Origin of the sequence: Pseudomonas panipatensis, assembly GCF_900099785.1 — a bacterium.
Lineage (GTDB): Bacteria > Pseudomonadota > Gammaproteobacteria > Pseudomonadales > Pseudomonadaceae > Pseudomonas > Pseudomonas panipatensis.
Genome location: NZ_FNDS01000023.1, coordinates 1 through 15,995, shown reverse-complemented (window position 1 = coordinate 15,995; position 15,995 = coordinate 1). Strand labels below are relative to the sequence as shown.

At 59.7% G+C, this 15,995-nt stretch carries 13 protein-coding genes and 1 tRNA gene; all 14 read right to left on the bottom strand.

Going from position 1 to position 15,995, the window contains the following annotated elements:
- A partial coding sequence (locus BLQ74_RS26700) for a GTP-binding protein (protein ID WP_244507284.1) occupies positions 1 to 309 on the bottom strand: 309 nt, incomplete at its 3' end.
- Positions 310 to 339: 30 nt separating this feature from the next.
- Positions 340 to 2,469 carry an elongation factor G gene (fusA, locus tag BLQ74_RS26695; protein WP_090268521.1) on the bottom strand — a complete coding sequence of 710 codons (2,130 nt, stop codon included), beginning with the start codon at positions 2,467 to 2,469 and terminating at the stop codon, positions 340 to 342.
- Between the two features lie 30 nt (positions 2,470 to 2,499).
- Entirely contained in the window at positions 2,500 to 2,970 is a 471-nt protein-coding gene (gene rpsG / locus BLQ74_RS26690) for a 30S ribosomal protein S7 (RefSeq protein WP_090268519.1), read from the bottom strand.
- A gap of 100 nt (positions 2,971 to 3,070) precedes the next feature.
- Positions 3,071 to 3,442, bottom strand: a complete 372-nt coding sequence (rpsL, locus tag BLQ74_RS26685; RefSeq protein ID WP_015475317.1) for a 30S ribosomal protein S12 — start codon at positions 3,440 to 3,442, stop codon at positions 3,071 to 3,073.
- Between the two features lie 151 nt (positions 3,443 to 3,593).
- Positions 3,594 to 7,793 carry a DNA-directed RNA polymerase subunit beta' gene (gene rpoC, locus BLQ74_RS26680; protein WP_090268518.1) on the bottom strand — a complete coding sequence of 1,400 codons (4,200 nt, stop codon included), beginning with the start codon at positions 7,791 to 7,793 and terminating at the stop codon, positions 3,594 to 3,596.
- A gap of 63 nt (positions 7,794 to 7,856) precedes the next feature.
- On the bottom strand, positions 7,857 to 11,930 hold the full coding sequence (rpoB, locus tag BLQ74_RS26675; RefSeq protein ID WP_090268516.1) for a DNA-directed RNA polymerase subunit beta: 4,074 nt from the start codon (positions 11,928 to 11,930) through the stop codon (positions 7,857 to 7,859).
- Between the two features lie 220 nt (positions 11,931 to 12,150).
- Positions 12,151 to 12,519, bottom strand: a complete 369-nt coding sequence (gene rplL, locus BLQ74_RS26670; protein ID WP_009617125.1) for a 50S ribosomal protein L7/L12 — start codon at positions 12,517 to 12,519, stop codon at positions 12,151 to 12,153.
- Between the two features lie 79 nt (positions 12,520 to 12,598).
- Entirely contained in the window at positions 12,599 to 13,099 is a 501-nt protein-coding gene (gene rplJ / locus BLQ74_RS26665) for a 50S ribosomal protein L10 (protein WP_090268515.1), read from the bottom strand.
- A 204-nt stretch (positions 13,100 to 13,303) separates the two neighbouring features.
- Positions 13,304 to 13,999, bottom strand: coding sequence for a 50S ribosomal protein L1 (gene rplA, locus BLQ74_RS26660; protein ID WP_090268514.1), 696 nt, complete (start codon positions 13,997 to 13,999; stop codon positions 13,304 to 13,306).
- Complete coding sequence (rplK, locus tag BLQ74_RS26655; protein ID WP_090268512.1) at positions 13,999 to 14,430, bottom strand: 50S ribosomal protein L11; 432 nt, start codon at positions 14,428 to 14,430, stop codon at positions 13,999 to 14,001. The genes rplA and rplK overlap by 1 nt, the downstream gene beginning before the upstream one ends.
- A 120-nt stretch (positions 14,431 to 14,550) precedes the next feature.
- On the bottom strand, positions 14,551 to 15,084 hold the full coding sequence (gene nusG / locus BLQ74_RS26650; RefSeq protein WP_074986525.1) for a transcription termination/antitermination protein NusG: 534 nt from the start codon (positions 15,082 to 15,084) through the stop codon (positions 14,551 to 14,553).
- Positions 15,085 to 15,093: 9 nt separating this feature from the next.
- The gene (gene secE / locus BLQ74_RS26645) at positions 15,094 to 15,462 is read right to left on the bottom strand and encodes a preprotein translocase subunit SecE (RefSeq protein ID WP_090268511.1); all 369 of its coding nucleotides are present in this window, start codon (positions 15,460 to 15,462) and stop codon (positions 15,094 to 15,096) included.
- A gap of 46 nt (positions 15,463 to 15,508) precedes the next feature.
- A tRNA-Trp gene (locus tag BLQ74_RS26640) sits at positions 15,509 to 15,584 on the bottom strand.
- 53 nt (positions 15,585 to 15,637) lie between these two features.
- On the bottom strand, positions 15,638 to 15,995 hold a 358-nt coding region (locus BLQ74_RS26635), incomplete at its 5' end, for an EF-Tu C-terminal domain-related protein (protein ID WP_483153936.1).

Genomic DNA, 15,995 nt, shown 5'->3' with positions numbered 1-15,995 from the left:
GATCGCGCCGTCCATCTGAGCAGCACCGGTGATCATGTTTTTTACGTAGTCGGCGTGGCCCGGGCAGTCTACGTGAGCGTAGTGACGGATTGCCGAATCGTATTCAACGTGAGAGGTGTTGATGGTGATACCGCGAGCTTTCTCTTCCGGCGCGTTGTCGATCTGATCGAAAGCGCGAGCCGAACCACCCCAAGTCTCGGAGCAGACCTTGGTCAGGGCAGCAGTCAGAGTGGTCTTGCCATGGTCAACGTGACCGATGGTGCCGACGTTGACGTGCGGTTTGTTACGTTCAAATTTTTCCTTAGCCACGACAGTAAACCTCTTACTTAAAGGGCTGAATCAACCTTGTTTTTTAACCAGTGCTTCGACGACGTTCGACGGAGCTTCGGCGTACTTGGCGAACTCCATGGAGTAGCTCGCACGGCCCTGGGACATGGAACGCACGTCGGTCGCATAACCGAACATCTCGCCCAGCGGAACTTCGGCACGAATAACCTTACCGGAAACCGAGTCCTCCATCCCCTGAATCAGACCGCGACGACGGTTCAGGTCACCCATCACGTCGCCCATGTAGTCCTCAGGAGTCACCACCTCTACCTTCATGATCGGCTCAAGCACTTTACCGCCACCCTTCTGGGCCAGCTGCTTGGTCGCCATGGAGGCAGCGATCTTGAACGCCATCTCGTTGGAGTCGACGTCGTGGTAGGAACCATCGAACACGGTAGCCTTGAGGCCGATGAGCGGATAACCGGCGACTACGCCGTTCTTCATCTGCTCCTCGATACCCTTCTGGATCGCCGGGATGTATTCCTTCGGAACCACACCGCCCACGACTTCGTTGGTGAAAACCAGACCTTCGGTGATGTTGCCCTTCTCGTCCACATCGGCGGCCGAGAAGCGGATCCAGCAGTGACCGAACTGACCACGACCACCGGACTGACGAACGAACTTGCCTTCGATCTCGACGTTGTCCTTGGAGATGGTTTCGCGGTAGGAAACCTGCGGCTTGCCGATGTTGGCCTCAACGCCGAACTCGCGCTTCATGCGGTCGACGAGGATGTCCAGGTGCAGCTCACCCATACCGGAGATGATGGTCTGACCAGTCTCTTCGTCGGTCTTGACGCGGAACGACGGGTCTTCCTGGGCCAGCTTGCCGAGGGCGATACCCATCTTCTCCTGGTCAGCCTTGGTCTTCGGCTCAACAGCTACCGAGATTACCGGCTCCGGGAAGTCCATGCGCTCGAGGATGATCGGCTTGTCGATGTCGCACAGGGTGTCACCGGTAGTGACATCCTTCATACCGATCAGAGCGGCGATGTCGCCAGCGCGCACTTCTTTGATCTCGTCACGCTGGTTGGCGTGCATCTGCACCATACGACCAACGCGCTCTTTCTTGCCTTTCACGGAGTTGACGACCGACTGGCCGGACTCCAGAACGCCCGAGTAGACGCGAACGAAGGTCAGAGTACCGACGAACGGGTCGGTAGCGATCTTGAACGCCAACGCCGAGAACGGCGCATTGTCGTCGGCAGGACGCTCGTCTTGGATCTCGTTGTCATCAGTGCTGTCCGGGTGAACACCCTGAATCGCCGGGATCTCGGTCGGAGCAGGCAGGAAGTCGATGACGGCGTCGAGAACCAGGGGCACGCCCTTGTTCTTGAAGGAGGAACCACAGACAGCCGGAACGATTTCGCAGGCGATGGTACGCTGGCGCAGGCCGGCCTTGATCTCTTCGATCGTCAGCTCGCCTTCTTCCAGGTACTTGTTCATCAACTCTTCGTTGGCCTCGGCAGCAGCCTCGACCATGTTGTTGCGCCACTCGACAGCCAGGTCCATCAGCTCGGCAGGAATCTCTTCCTCGCGATAGGTGGTGCCCTTGTCGTCTTCGTTCCAGTAGATGGCCTTCATCTTCAGCAGGTCGACCTGACCCTGGAAGTCATCTTCCGCACCGATGGCCAACTGAACCGGAACCGGGGTGTGACCCAGACGGTTCTTGATCTGACCGACGACGCGCAGGAAGTTGGCGCCGGCGCGGTCCATCTTGTTCACGTAGACGATACGCGGAACGCCATACTTGTTGGCCTGACGCCACACGGTCTCGGACTGCGGCTCAACGCCGGAGGTGCCGCAGAACACCACGACAGCACCGTCCAGCACGCGCAGGGAACGCTCAACTTCAATGGTGAAGTCTACGTGGCCGGGGGTATCGATGACGTTTACGCGGTACTTGTCGTACTGGCCGCGCGAACCTTCCCAGAAGGTAGTGATCGCCGCGGAGGTAATGGTGATACCGCGTTCCTGCTCCTGCACCATCCAGTCGGTGGTAGCAGCGCCGTCATGCACCTCACCCATCTTGTGGCTAAGACCTGTGTAGAACAGGATCCGCTCGGTAGTGGTGGTCTTGCCCGCATCAACGTGGGCGCAGATACCAATGTTCCGGTAGCGGTTAATTGCTGTAGTACGAGCCATAAAGCCCTCGCAAAAGAATGGAAGCCGTGATTAGAAGCGGTAGTGGGAGAAGGCCTTGTTGGCCTCAGCCATACGGTGCACGTCTTCACGCTTCTTAACGGCGGCGCCTTTGCCTTCAGCGGCATCCAGCAGCTCGCCAGCCAGGCGCAGGGCCATGGACTTCTCGCCGCGCTTACGGGCGTAGTCCACCAGCCAACGCATGGCCAGGGCATTACGACGGGACGGACGAACTTCGACCGGAACCTGGTAAGTCGCACCACCTACGCGGCGGGACTTCACTTCGACCAGCGGAGCGATGGCGTCGAGAGCTTTTTCGAAGAGTTCCAGGGGGTCACCTTTACTGCGCTCTTTGACCTTTTCCAGAGCACCGTAAACGATACGCTCGGCGACGGCTTTCTTGCCGCTCTCCATCACGTGGTTCATAAATTTGGCCAGAATCTGGCTTCCGTATTTCGGATCAGCCAGAATTTCACGTTTGGCCGCTACACGACGTCTTGGCATTGATAAGCCCTCAAACGGTCTTCAGGTTAGCCCGGGACTGCAACGTTTCCGTTACGCCCGACCTTACTCTTATCGACTCAGCAAATAGGAAAACAAAAAATTACTTCGGACGCTTGGCGCCGTACTTGGAACGACCCTGCTTACGGTCTTTAACGCCGGAGGTATCCAGCGAACCGCGCACGGTGTGGTAACGCACACCCGGAAGGTCCTTTACACGACCGCCACGGATCAGCACTACGCTGTGCTCTTGCAGGTTGTGACCTTCACCGCCGATGTACGAGGAAACCTCGAAACCGTTGGTCAGGCGAACACGGCAAACCTTACGGAGTGCGGAGTTCGGCTTTTTCGGGGTGGTGGTGTATACGCGGGTGCATACGCCGCGACGCTGAGGGCAGTTCTGCAGGGCAGGAACGCCGCTCTTGTCGACCAGACGCTTGCGCGGTTTGCGCACCAGCTGGTTGATAGTTGCCATCTATAGCTCCACTGATTGTCTTACGACACATAAACGAAATGGCAGGAGCGAGCGCCCTGCCAATTTTCGGGGTACAGGATACTAATGAGCTTCCCGCACACCGTCAAGACAAAGCCCCGACTGTCAAGACAGCCGGGGCTTCGCTCGAGGCTTAGTTACCGCTCAGATTGAGCGCTTCGGCCAATGCGGCTTCGGCCTCGCTCGCGCTGACGCGCTGCGGTTTGCCGAGTTCGCGCTGACGCTTGCGCTCGCTGTGGTATGCCAAGCCGGTACCGGCCGGGATCAAACGACCCACGACCACGTTTTCCTTCAGGCCGCGCAGGAAGTCGCGCTTGCCGGTGACTGCCGCCTCGGTGAGGACGCGGGTAGTCTCCTGGAACGACGCCGCCGAGATGAACGACTCGGTGGACAGCGATGCCTTGGTGATACCCAGCAGCACACGCTCGTACTTGGCCGGGAACTTGTCCACGGTAGCCAGCACTTCGTTCTCTTCCAGCACCTGGGTCAGCTCGACCTGATCGCCCTTGATGAAGGACGAGTCGCCCGACTCAGCCACTTCGACCTTACGCAGCATCTGCCGCAGGATGGTCTCGATGTGCTTGTCGTTGATCTTCACGCCCTGCAGGCGGTACACGTCCTGAATTTCGTTGACGATGTACTTGGCCAGCGAGCTGACGCCGAGCAAACGCAAAATATCGTGCGGGTTGCTCGGGCCGTCGGAGATCACTTCCCCGCGGTTCACCTGTTCGCCTTCGAAGACGTTCAGGTGGCGCCACTTCGGAATCAGCTCCTCGTAAGGATCGCTGCCGTCGGTAGGAGTGATGACCAGGCGACGCTTGCCCTTGGTTTCCTTGCCGAACGAGATGGTGCCGCTGATTTCCGCCAGGATCGAGGGCTCTTTCGGACGACGAGCTTCGAACAGGTCGGCAACGCGCGGCAGACCACCGGTGATGTCGCGGGTCTTCGAGGTTTCTTGCGGGATACGAGCGATAACGTCGCCCACACGAACCTTGGCGCCGTCGGTCAGGTTGACCAGGGCGTTGGCCGGCAGGAAGTACTGCGCCGGCACGTCGGTACCCGGGAGCAGGAGATCCTTGCCTGCGGCATCGATCAGCTTCACGGCCGGACGAATGTCCTTGCCGGCAGCCGGACGATCCTTCGCATCCAGTACCTCGATGTTGGTCAGACCGGTGAGTTCGTCGGTCTGACGCTTGATGGTGATGCCTTCTTCCATGCCCGCGAAGGCAACGGTACCGTCCATCTCGGTAACGATCGGGTGGGTGTGCGGGTCCCACTTGGCGACGATAGCGCCCGGGTCGACCTTGTCACCTTCCTTGACCGAAATGACCGCACCATACGGCAGCTTGTAGCGCTCGCGCTCACGACCGAAGTCGTCGGCCACCGCCAGCTCACCGGAACGCGATACCGCCACCAGCGCGCCGTCGGCACGTTCTACGTGCTTCAGGTTGTGCAGGCGGATGGTGCCGCCGTTCTTGACCTGGACGTTGTCCACGGCGGAGGTCCGGCTGGCCGCACCACCGATGTGGAAGGTACGCATGGTCAGCTGGGTACCCGGCTCACCGATGGACTGGGCGGCGATGACGCCGACCGCTTCACCGATGTTCACACGGTGACCACGAGCCAGATCGCGGCCGTAGCACATGGAGCAGATACCATGGCGGGTTTCGCAAGTGATCGGCGAACGCACCACGACTTCGTCGACGCTCATCTGCTCGAGGAAGTCGACCCACTTCTCGTCGATCAAGGTGCCAGCAGGAACGATGACATCGTCGCCACCCGGCTTGAACACGTCACGAGCAACCACACGGCCGAGCACGCGCTCGCCCAGCGGTTCCACGATGTCGCCGCCTTCGATGTGCGGGGACATGACCAAGCCATGTTCGGTGCCGCAATCGATCTCGGTCACTACCAGGTCCTGGGCCACGTCGACCAGACGACGGGTCAGGTAACCGGAGTTCGCGGTCTTCAGTGCGGTATCCGCCAGACCTTTACGAGCACCGTGGGTGGAGATGAAGTACTGGAGTACGTTCAGACCTTCACGGAAGTTCGCGGTGATCGGGGTCTCGATGATCGAGCCGTCCGGCTTGGCCATCAGACCACGCATACCGGCGAGCTGACGGATCTGGGCCGCGGAACCCCGCGCACCGGAGTCCGCCATCATGTACATGGAGTTGAAGGACTCCTGGTCGACTTCCTTGCCCTCGCGGTCGATGACTTTCTCTTTCGAGAGGTTGGCCATCATTGCCTTGGACACTTCGTCGTTGGCCTTCGACCACAGGTCGATCACCTTGTTGTACTTCTCGCCCTGGGTTACCAGGCCGGAGGCGTACTGGCTCTCGATCTCCTTCACTTCCTCGGTGGCGGCGTTGATGATGCGCGCCTTCTCGTCCGGGATGACGAAGTCGTTCACACCGATCGACACACCGGAGATGGTCGAGTAGGCGAAACCGGTGTACATCAGTTGGTCAGCGAAGATGACGGTGTCCTTCAGACCCACCACGCGGTAGCAGTGGTTGATCAGCTTGGAGATCGCCTTCTTCTTCATCGGCTGGTTGACCACGTCGAACGGCAGACCTGCCGGCACGACCTGGAACAGCAGCGCACGGCCAACGGTGGAGTCGACGATGCGGGTGTTGGCGGTCAGGCTGCCGTCTTCGTTCTTGATCTTCTCGTTGATGCGCACTTTCACGCGGGCGTGCAGGGACACCTGGCCGCTACGGTAGGCGCGGTCAACTTCCTGCAGATCGGCGAAGGCCATGCCCTCGCCTTTCGCGTTGATGGCGTCACGGGTCATGTAGTACAGACCCATTACCACGTCCTGCGACGGCACGATGATCGGCTCACCGTTGGCTGGCGACAGGATGTTGTTGGTCGACATCATCAGCGCGCGCGCTTCCAGCTGGGCCTCGAGGGTCAGCGGAACGTGAACGGCCATCTGGTCACCGTCGAAGTCGGCGTTGTACGCGGCGCAGACCAGCGGGTGCAGCTGGATCGCCTTGCCTTCGATGAGGACCGGCTCGAACGCCTGGATACCCAGGCGGTGCAGGGTCGGCGCACGGTTCAGCAGTACGGGGTGTTCGCGAATGACTTCGGCGAGAACGTCCCACACCTCGGGCAGCTCGCGCTCGACCATCTTCTTCGCGGCCTTGATGGTGGTGGCCATGCCACGACCTTCCAGCTTGCCGAAGATGAACGGCTTGAACAGCTCCAGGGCCATCTTCTTGGGCAGACCGCACTGGTGCAGACGCAGGGTCGGACCTACGGTAATTACCGAACGACCGGAGTAGTCCACGCGCTTACCGAGCAGGTTCTGACGGAAGCGACCTTGCTTACCCTTGATCATGTCAGCCAGGGACTTCAGCGGGCGCTTGTTCGAGCCAGTGATGGCGCGACCGCGACGACCGTTGTCCAGCAGGGCATCGACGGCTTCCTGCAGCATGCGCTTTTCGTTGCGCACGATGATGTCCGGAGCGGCCAGGTCGAGCAGGCGCTTCAGACGGTTGTTACGGTTGATCACGCGACGGTACAGATCGTTCAGATCGGACGTCGCGAAGCGGCCGCCATCCAGCGGAACCAGCGGACGCAGGTCCGGCGGCAGCACCGGCAGAACGGTCAGCACCATCCACTCGGGATGGTTGCCGGAGCCCTGGAAGGCTTCCATCAGTTTCAGGCGCTTGGACAGCTTCTTGATCTTGGTTTCCGAGTTGGTCTGCGGAATCTCTTCGCGCAGGCGGCCAATCTCGTGCTCCAGATCGATAGCGTTGAGCAGCTCGCGAACGGCCTCGGCACCCATGCGGGCGTCGAAGTCGTCACCGAACTCTTCGAGGGCTTCGAAGTACTGCTCGTCGTTCAGCAGCTGGCCCTTTTCCAGCGTGGTCATGCCCGGATCGATCACGACGTAGCTCTCGAAATAGAGCACGCGCTCGATATCACGCAGGGTCATGTCGAGCAGCAGACCGATACGGGACGGCAGGGACTTCAGGAACCAGATGTGGGCAACGGGCGAAGCCAGCTCGATGTGGCCCATGCGCTCGCGGCGCACCTTGGCCAGGGCGACTTCCACGCCACACTTCTCGCAGATCACTCCGCGATGTTTCAGGCGCTTGTACTTACCGCACAGGCACTCATAGTCCTTCACCGGGCCGAAGATCTTGGCGCAGAACAGGCCATCGCGCTCCGGCTTGAAGGTACGGTAGTTGATGGTCTCCGGCTTCTTAACTTCGCCGAACGACCAGGAACGAATCATCTCGGGCGACGCCAGCCCAATACGGATGGCATCGAACTCCTCGATTTGACCCTGGTTTTTCAACAGATTGAGCAAGTCTTTCAAGGCCTTTCCTCCTCACGGACCCGGTACGGCGGCCTAGCCGCCGCACCGTTCTAGCGTCACGTGTTATTCGGTTTCCAGTTCGATATCGATGCCGAGCGAGCGGATCTCTTTGATCAGCACGTTGAAGGACTCGGGCATGCCGGCCTCCATGCGGTGATCCCCGTCCACGATGTTTTTGTACATCTTGGTACGGCCGTTCACGTCGTCCGACTTCACGGTCAGCATTTCCTGCAGGGTGTAGGCGGCGCCGTAGGCTTCCAGCGCCCACACCTCCATCTCCCCGAAACGCTGGCCACCGAACTGCGCCTTACCACCCAGCGGCTGCTGGGTGACCAGGCTGTAAGAGCCGGTGGAACGTGCGTGCATCTTGTCATCGACCAGGTGGTTCAGTTTGAGCATGTACATGTAGCCGACGGTGGTCGTGCGCTCGAACTGGTTACCAGTACGGCCATCGTACAGGCGCATCTGGCCGCTCTCCGGCAGATCCGCCAGCTTCAGCATGGCCTTGATCTCGCGCTCCTTGGCACCGTCGAACACCGGGGTCGCCATGGGCACGCCGCCCTTGAGGTTATTGGCCAGAGCGATGATCTCGTTGTCGGACAGCTCGTCCAGGCTTTCCTGGCGGCCACCGATTTCGTTGTAGATCTCGTTCAGGAACTGACGCAGTTCGGCGATCTTGCGCTGCTCTTCGAGCATGCGGTTGATCTTCTCGCCCAGGCCCTTGGCCGCGAGGCCCAGGTGGGTTTCGAGGATCTGACCGACGTTCATACGCGACGGTACGCCCAGCGGGTTGAGAACGATGTCGACCGGAGTGCCGTTGACATCGTGCGGCATGTCTTCGACCGGCATGATCACCGAGACCACACCTTTGTTACCGTGGCGGCCGGCCATCTTGTCGCCCGGCTGGATGCGGCGCTTGATGGCGAGGTAGACCTTGACGATCTTCAGCACGCCCGGAGCCAGGTCGTCGCCCTGCTGCAGCTTGCGCTTCTTGTCCTCGAACTTGTCGTCGAGCATCTGACGGCGATCGCTGAGGTAGGCCTGGGCCTTCTCCAACTGCTCGTTCAGTGCATCTTCGGCCATGCGCAGCTTGAACCACTGGCCGCGCTCGAGGCCATCGAGGTACTCGTCGGTGATTTCCTGGCCCTTCTTCAGTGCCGGACCACCATCGGCCTTGGCACCGACCAGAGCGGAACGCAGACGCTCGAAGGTAGCGCCTTCGACGATGCGGAACTCTTCGTTCAGGTCCTTGCGGATCTCGTCCAGCTGCATCTTCTCGATGGACAGCGCACGGGAGTCGCGCTCCACGCCATCACGGGTGAAGACCTGGACGTCGATCACGGTGCCCTTGGTGCCAGTGGGCACACGCAGGGAGGTGTCCTTCACATCGGACGCCTTCTCACCGAAGATCGCGCGCAGCAGCTTCTCTTCCGGAGTCAGCTGGGTCTCGCCTTTCGGAGTGACCTTACCGACCAGGATGTCGCCCGCCTGCACTTCGGCGCCGACATAAACGATGCCCGCTTCGTCCAGCTTGTTCAGCGCAGCCTCACCGACGTTCGGAATATCCGCGGTGATTTCTTCTGGGCCGAGCTTGGTGTCACGCGCCACACAGGTCAGTTCCTGAATGTGGATGGTGGTGAAGCGATCTTCCTGCACCACGCGTTCGGACAAGCAGATGGAGTCTTCGAAGTTGAAACCGTTCCAGGGCATGAACGCGACGCGCATGTTCTGGCCGAGGGCCAGCTCACCCATGTCGGTGGACGGACCGTCGGCGAGAATGTCGCCGCGCGCGATCACATCACCCTTGCTCACCAGCGGACGCTGGTTGATGCAGGTGTTCTGGTTGGAACGGGTGTACTTGGTCAGGTTGTAGATGTCGACACCCGCTTCGCCGGTCTCGACCTCATCATCCGCCACGCGAACCACGATACGGCTGGCATCGACCGAGTCGATCACGCCGCCACGGCGAGCCACGACGCAGACGCCGGAGTCGCGCGCAACGTTGCGCTCCATGCCGGTACCCACCAGCGGCTTGTCAGCACGCAGAGTCGGAACGGCCTGACGCTGCATGTTAGAACCCATGAGTGCGCGGTTGGCGTCATCGTGCTCGAGGAACGGAATCAGCGAGGCAGCGACGGAAACGACCTGCTTCGGCGAAACGTCCATCAGGGTCACGTCTTCCGGCGCCTTGACGGTGAACTCGTTCAGGTGACGCACGGCCACCAGTTCGTCGACCAGACGGCCTTGTTCGTCCAGGGTCGCGGAGGCCTGAGCGATCACGTGATCGGCCTCTTCGATGGCGGAGAGGAAGACGATCTCGTCGCTTACCAGGCCTTCCTTCACCACACGGTACGGGCTTTCCAGGAAGCCGTACTTGTTGGTGCGGGCGTAGGTTGCCAGGGAGTTGATCAGGCCGATGTTCGGACCTTCAGGGGTCTCGATCGGGCACACGCGGCCGTAGTGGGTCGGGTGTACGTCACGAACCTCGAAGCCGGCGCGCTCGCGGGTCAGACCACCTGGGCCGAGCGCGGAAACACGGCGCTTGTGGGTGATCTCGGAGAGCGGGTTGTTCTGGTCCATGAACTGCGACAGCTGGCTGGAACCGAAGAACTCCTTGATCGCGGCGGCCACCGGCTTGGCGTTGATCAGGTCCTGCGGCATCAGGCCTTCGCTTTCCGCCATGGACAGGCGTTCCTTGACCGCGCGCTCGACACGCACCAGGCCAACGCGGAACTGGTTCTCGGCCATCTCGCCGACGCAACGTACGCGACGGTTACCCAGGTGGTCGATGTCGTCGACGATGCCCTTACCGTTACGGATGCTGACCAGGGTCTTGAGGACTTCGACGATGTCTTCCTTGCTCAGCACGCCAGCACCTTCGATCTCGGTGCGGCCGATGCGGCGGTTGAACTTCATCCGGCCAACGGCGGAGAGATCGTAACGCTCGGCGCTGAAGAACAGGTTGCCGAACAGAGTCTCAGCGGCTTCCTTGGTCGGCGGCTCGCCAGGACGCATCATCCGATAGATCTCGACCAAGGCCTCCAACTGGTTGCTGGTGGAGTCGATCTTCAGGGTATCGGCGATGAACGGACCGCAGTCAATGTCGTTGGTGTACAGGGTTTCCAGGCGAACGACCTGGGCCTTGGCGATTTTCGCCAGTACGTCGACGGACAGCTCGGTATTGCACTCAGCGATGATTTCGCCGGTTGCCGGGTGCACGACTGCCTTGGCCACGGTACGGCCAATGAGGTAGTCGAAAGGCACTTCCAGTTGCTTGATGCTGGCTTTTTCGAGCTGGTTGATGTGGCGCGCGGTGATGCGGCGGCCTTGCTCGACAATAACCTTGCCCGCAGCGTCTTTGATATCGAAGCTGGCGATCTCGCCACGCAGGCGCTGGGGTACCAACTCCAGGCTCAGAGTCTCGCCCTTGATCTGGAAGACGTTGGTGTCATAGAAGGCATCGAGGATCTCCTCGGTGCTGTAACCCAGGGCGCGCAGCAGGACAGACGCCGGCAGTTTGCGGCGACGGTCGATACGGACGAACACGCAGTCCTTCGGATCGAATTCGAAGTCGAGCCAGGAACCGCGGTAGGGAATGATACGAGCGGAGTACAGCAGCTTGCCGGAGCTGTGAGTCTTGCCACGGTCGTGGTCGAAGAACACACCCGGGGAACGGTGCAGCTGGGAAACGATGACGCGCTCGGTACCGTTGATGATGAAGGTACCGTTCTCGGTCATCAGGGGGATTTCCCCCATGTAGACTTCCTGTTCCTTGATGTCCTTGATCGCTTTGCTCGACGATTCTTTGTCGAAGATGATCAGGCGCACTTTCACACGCAGCGGGACGGCGAAGGTCACACCGCGCAGCACGCACTCCTTGACGTCAAATGCCGGCTCGCCCAGGCGATAACCGACGTATTCCAGGGCAGCATTGCCGGAATAGCTGATAATCGGGAAAACGGACTTGAAGGCCGCATGCAGACCGATGTCACGGATCTGATCCTTGCTTGCACCTGCCTGCAGGAATTCGCGATAGGAATCCAGCTGGATGGCCAGCAAATACGGCACATCCATGACGTCCGGCAACTTGCTAAAGTCCTTGCGGATACGTTTTTTCTCAGTGTATGAGTAAGCCATCAGCGTTCCCCAGCTTGGTCACCTGCTTGTTTGGCCTCTCCCACGGGAGCAGCCGAAAAATCGTGCAAACCTCAAGTTTGCGCCACCGCGCACGGTGGGTTTTTCACATTACGGGAAGGACACCTGCGGCATCCCACCCATAACGGAAAAAGGCCGGTGGCAAAAGCCACCAGCCATCAGCCTGTCGCTACCGCTCGGGCTGTAGACGCAAGGTGCGAGCTTACTTGAGCTCGACCTTGGCGCCTGCTTCTTCCAGAGCTTTCTTGGCAGCTTCGGCCTCTTCTTTCGAAGCGCCTTCCTTGACCACGCCCGGGGCGCCGTCAACGACTGCTTTGGCTTCTTTCAGACCCAGACCGGTCAGTTCGCGAACGACCTTGATCACGTTCACTTTCTTGTCGCCAGCTTCGGCCAGGACGATGGTGAACTCGGTCTGCTCTTCAGCAGCGGCAGCAGCTACGGCCGGGCCGGCAGCAACAGCGGCAGCGGCGGTAACGCCGAACTTCTCTTCCATCGCCTTGATCAGTTCAACGATCTGCATGACGGACATTTCGGATACGGCGTTGATGATGTCTTCGTTGGTCAGAGCCATGACTCTAATTCCTGTATTGGGTGACGGCGTTGCGGCCATCTATTAAACAAAAAAGGTTGAAAGCGTTCCGTACTGCGTCTTAGGCAGCGGTAGCTTCTTTCTGGTCGCGAATGGCCGCCAGAGTACGAGCCAGCTTGCTGGTAGCGCCTTGGATCACGCTCATCAGCTGTGCTACGGCTTCGTCGTAGGTCGGCAGGGTCGCCAGAACATCGATCTGATTGGCTGCGAGGAATTGACCCTCGAACGCGGCCGCCTTGATCTCGAACTTGTCCTGACCCTTGGCGAATTCCTTGAAGATACGGGCAGCAGCGCCCGGATGCTCGTTGGAGAACGCAATCAGGGTCGGGCCTTTGAACACGTCGTTGAGCACTTCGAACTGAGTGCCCTCAACGGCGCGGCGCAGCAGGGTGTTACGTACGACTTTCACGTACACACCAGCAGCACGGGCCTCTTTACGGAGTCCGGTCATTGCGCCGACAGTCACGCCACGGGCATCAGCCACGACAGCGGACAGACCGGCTTTGGCAGCCTCGTTGACTTCAGCGACGATGGCCTTCTTGTCTTCGAGTTTGATTGCCACGGGTTTACTCCTGGATGTTACCGATTCGTCCAGCCGGAGCCGGACGGCGTTTTGGTGTCTGATTCGGTTAACGAATCGGGAGCACCATCTGCGTAGGCTTGTGGTTTAAGGCTTGCGCCGCCTACGGTCTTGGATAGCCCCCGCCAGGCAGGGACCCCAATACCTGCGGGCAGTGGGACCAGCCCACTACCCGACTTTGTCTTATCAGCCTTCCAGCGAAGCCTGATCGATCTGCAGACCCGGGCCCATGGTGGTGCTCAGGGTCACGCGCTGAACGTAAACGCCTTTCGAGGAGGCGGGTTTCAGACGCTTCAGGTCGACCAGCAGAGCTTCAACGTTCTGCTTCAGCTTGGTCGGCTCGAAATCGATCTTGCCAACGGACGCGTGAATGATGCCGTTCTTGTCAGTACGGAAACGCACCTGACCAGCCTTGGCATTCTTCACCGCAGTGGCGACGTCCGGGGTCACGGTACCGACCTTCGGGTTCGGCATCAGACCGCGCGGGCCGAGAATCTGACCGAGTTGACCAACGACACGCATCGCATCCGGGGAAGCGATGACCACGTCGTAGTTCAGGTCGCCGGCTTTCATCTCGGCAGCCAGTTCGTCCATGCCAACCTTGTCAGCGCCAGCAGCCAGAGCGGCTTCGGCACCCGGACCTTGGGTGAACACGGCAACGCGTACGGATTTGCCGGTACCGTTCGGCAGAACGGTGGCACCGCGGACGACCTGGTCGGATTTACGCGGATCAACGCCCAGATTGATGGCGATGTCCACGGACTCCTTGAACTTGATGGTCGACAGCTCGGCCAGCAGTTTAGCGGCCTCTTCGAAGCCGTATTGCTTGCCAGCTTCGACTTTCTCGGCAATAGCCTTTTGACGCTTGGTCAGCTTAGCCATTACACACCCTCCACGTTGAGGCCCATGCTACGCGCGGAGCCGGCGATAGTACGCACGGCCGCATCCAGGTCAGCTGCGGTCAGATCAGCCTGTTTGGCCTTGGCGATCTCTTCCAGCTGAGCACGGGTAACGGTGCCTACTTTCTGGCTGTTCGGACGGCTGGAACCGCTGGTGATGCCAGCAGCTTTCTTCAGCAGCACGGAAGCCGGGGTGCTCTTGGTTTCGAAGGTGAAGCTGCGGTCGCTGTATACGGTGATGATCACCGGAGTCGGCAGACCGGGTTCCATGCCCTGGGTCTTGGCGTTGAACGCCTTGCAGAACTCCATGATGTTCACGCCGTGCTGACCCAGCGCCGGACCAACCGGCGGCGACGGGTTGGCTTGGCCAGCCTTGACCTGCAGCTTGATGTAAGCCTGAATTTTCTTAGCCATTTGCTACTCCAGTTACGGGTTCAAACGCCCTGACGGGCTCCCCGGTTGCTTTCGCGTTTATCCCAATGACGACAAAACCCCGCAGCCTATGGCTGCGGGGTGTGGGATGCGTTGTCTCAGTTAGACCTTCTCGACCTGACTGAACTCCAGCTCTACCGGAGTAGAGCGACCGAAAATGAGCACCGCGACCTGAATCCGGCTCTTTTCGTAGTTAACCTCTTCCACGACACCATTGAAGTCCGCAAACGGACCATCAATGACGCGAACAGTTTCGCCTGGCTCGAAGAGCGTCTTCGGCTTGGGCTTGTCACCACTATCGGCAACGCGACGAAGGATGGCCTCAGCCTCCTTGTCAGTAATCGGCGCAGGCTTATCAGCGGTTCCGCCAATGAAACCCATCACGCGAGGGGTGTCCTTGACCAAGTGCCAAGTCCCCTCGTTCATTTCCATCTGAACCAGCACATAGCCTGGGAAGAACTTGCGCTCGCTCTTGCGCTTCTGGCCATTCCGCATTTCCACCACTTCTTCAGTGGGAACCAGAATTTCGCCAAACCCATCTTCCATGCCGGCCAGTTTGACCCGCTCGATCAGCGAGCGCATGACATGCTTCTCGTAGCCCGAGTATGCATGCACAACGTACCAACGCTTAGCCACGGAACACCCTTAACCTACGATCATGGAAACAAGCCAACCCAGCAGGGAATCGAGCCCCCACAACAGCAGCGCCATAACCAGCACCACTGCAACCACGATCATGGTGGTCTGAGTTGTTTCTTGACGAGTCGGCCATACGACCTTGCGGATCTCGGCGCGCGCCTCTTTCGCCAACGCGAAGAACGCACGACCCTTCACGGTCTGCAGAGCCACAAAGCCAGCCACAGCCGCAAGAACCAGAATACCGAGCACGCGATAGAAAAGCGGCTGAGCCGAGTAATGCTGGTTAGCCACAACAGCCACCAGGACAACCAGCGCAACCAAGAGCCATTTCACGATATCGAAACGCGATTCTTTGGCTTCAGCCTTCGCATTCATCTGCTAGGAATCCCGTTAAAGAAGTGCCAGACATCATTGAGAAATCTGGCAGGCCAGGAGGGAATCGAACCCCCAACCTGCGGTTTTGGAGACCGCCGCTCTGCCAATTGAGCTACTGGCCTAAAACAAAATCAGGCCGACCATTATGCCGGCCCGATGAGAAAAGATCAACCAATTACTCGATGATCTTGGCAACCACGCCGGCGCCAACGGTACGACCACCTTCGCGGATAGCGAAGCGCAGGCCGTCTTCCATGGCGATCGGAGCGATCAGGGTGACAACCATTTTCACGTTGTCGCCCGGCATTACCATCTCAACGCCTTCCGGCAGTTCGCAGTTGCCAGTTACGTCGGTGGTACGGAAGTAGAACTGCGGACGGTAACCCTTGAAGAACGGGGTGTGACGACCACCTTCTTCCTTGGACAGCACGTACACTTCGCACTCGAACTTGGTGTGCGGCTTGATGGTGCCCGGCTTGGCCAGAACCTGGCCACGCTCTACGTCCTCACGCTTGGTGCCACGCAGCAGAACG

Coding starts and splice junctions, on each gene's coding strand:
- rpsG (WP_090268519.1), bottom strand. CDS start 2,970: ATGCCAAGACGTCGTGTAGCGGCCAAACGTGAAATTCTGGCTGATCCG.
- rpsL (WP_015475317.1), bottom strand. CDS start 3,442: ATGGCAACTATCAACCAGCTGGTGCGCAAACCGCGCAAGCGTCTGGTC.
- rpoB (WP_090268516.1), bottom strand. CDS start 11,930: ATGGCTTACTCATACACTGAGAAAAAACGTATCCGCAAGGACTTTAGC.
- fusA (WP_090268521.1), bottom strand. CDS start 2,469: ATGGCTCGTACTACAGCAATTAACCGCTACCGGAACATTGGTATCTGC.
- secE (WP_090268511.1), bottom strand. CDS start 15,462: ATGAATGCGAAGGCTGAAGCCAAAGAATCGCGTTTCGATATCGTGAAA.
- rplA (WP_090268514.1), bottom strand. CDS start 13,999: ATGGCTAAGCTGACCAAGCGTCAAAAGGCTATTGCCGAGAAAGTCGAA.
- rplL (WP_009617125.1), bottom strand. CDS start 12,519: ATGGCTCTGACCAACGAAGACATCATCAACGCCGTATCCGAAATGTCC.
- rplK (WP_090268512.1), bottom strand. CDS start 14,430: ATGGCTAAGAAAATTCAGGCTTACATCAAGCTGCAGGTCAAGGCTGGC.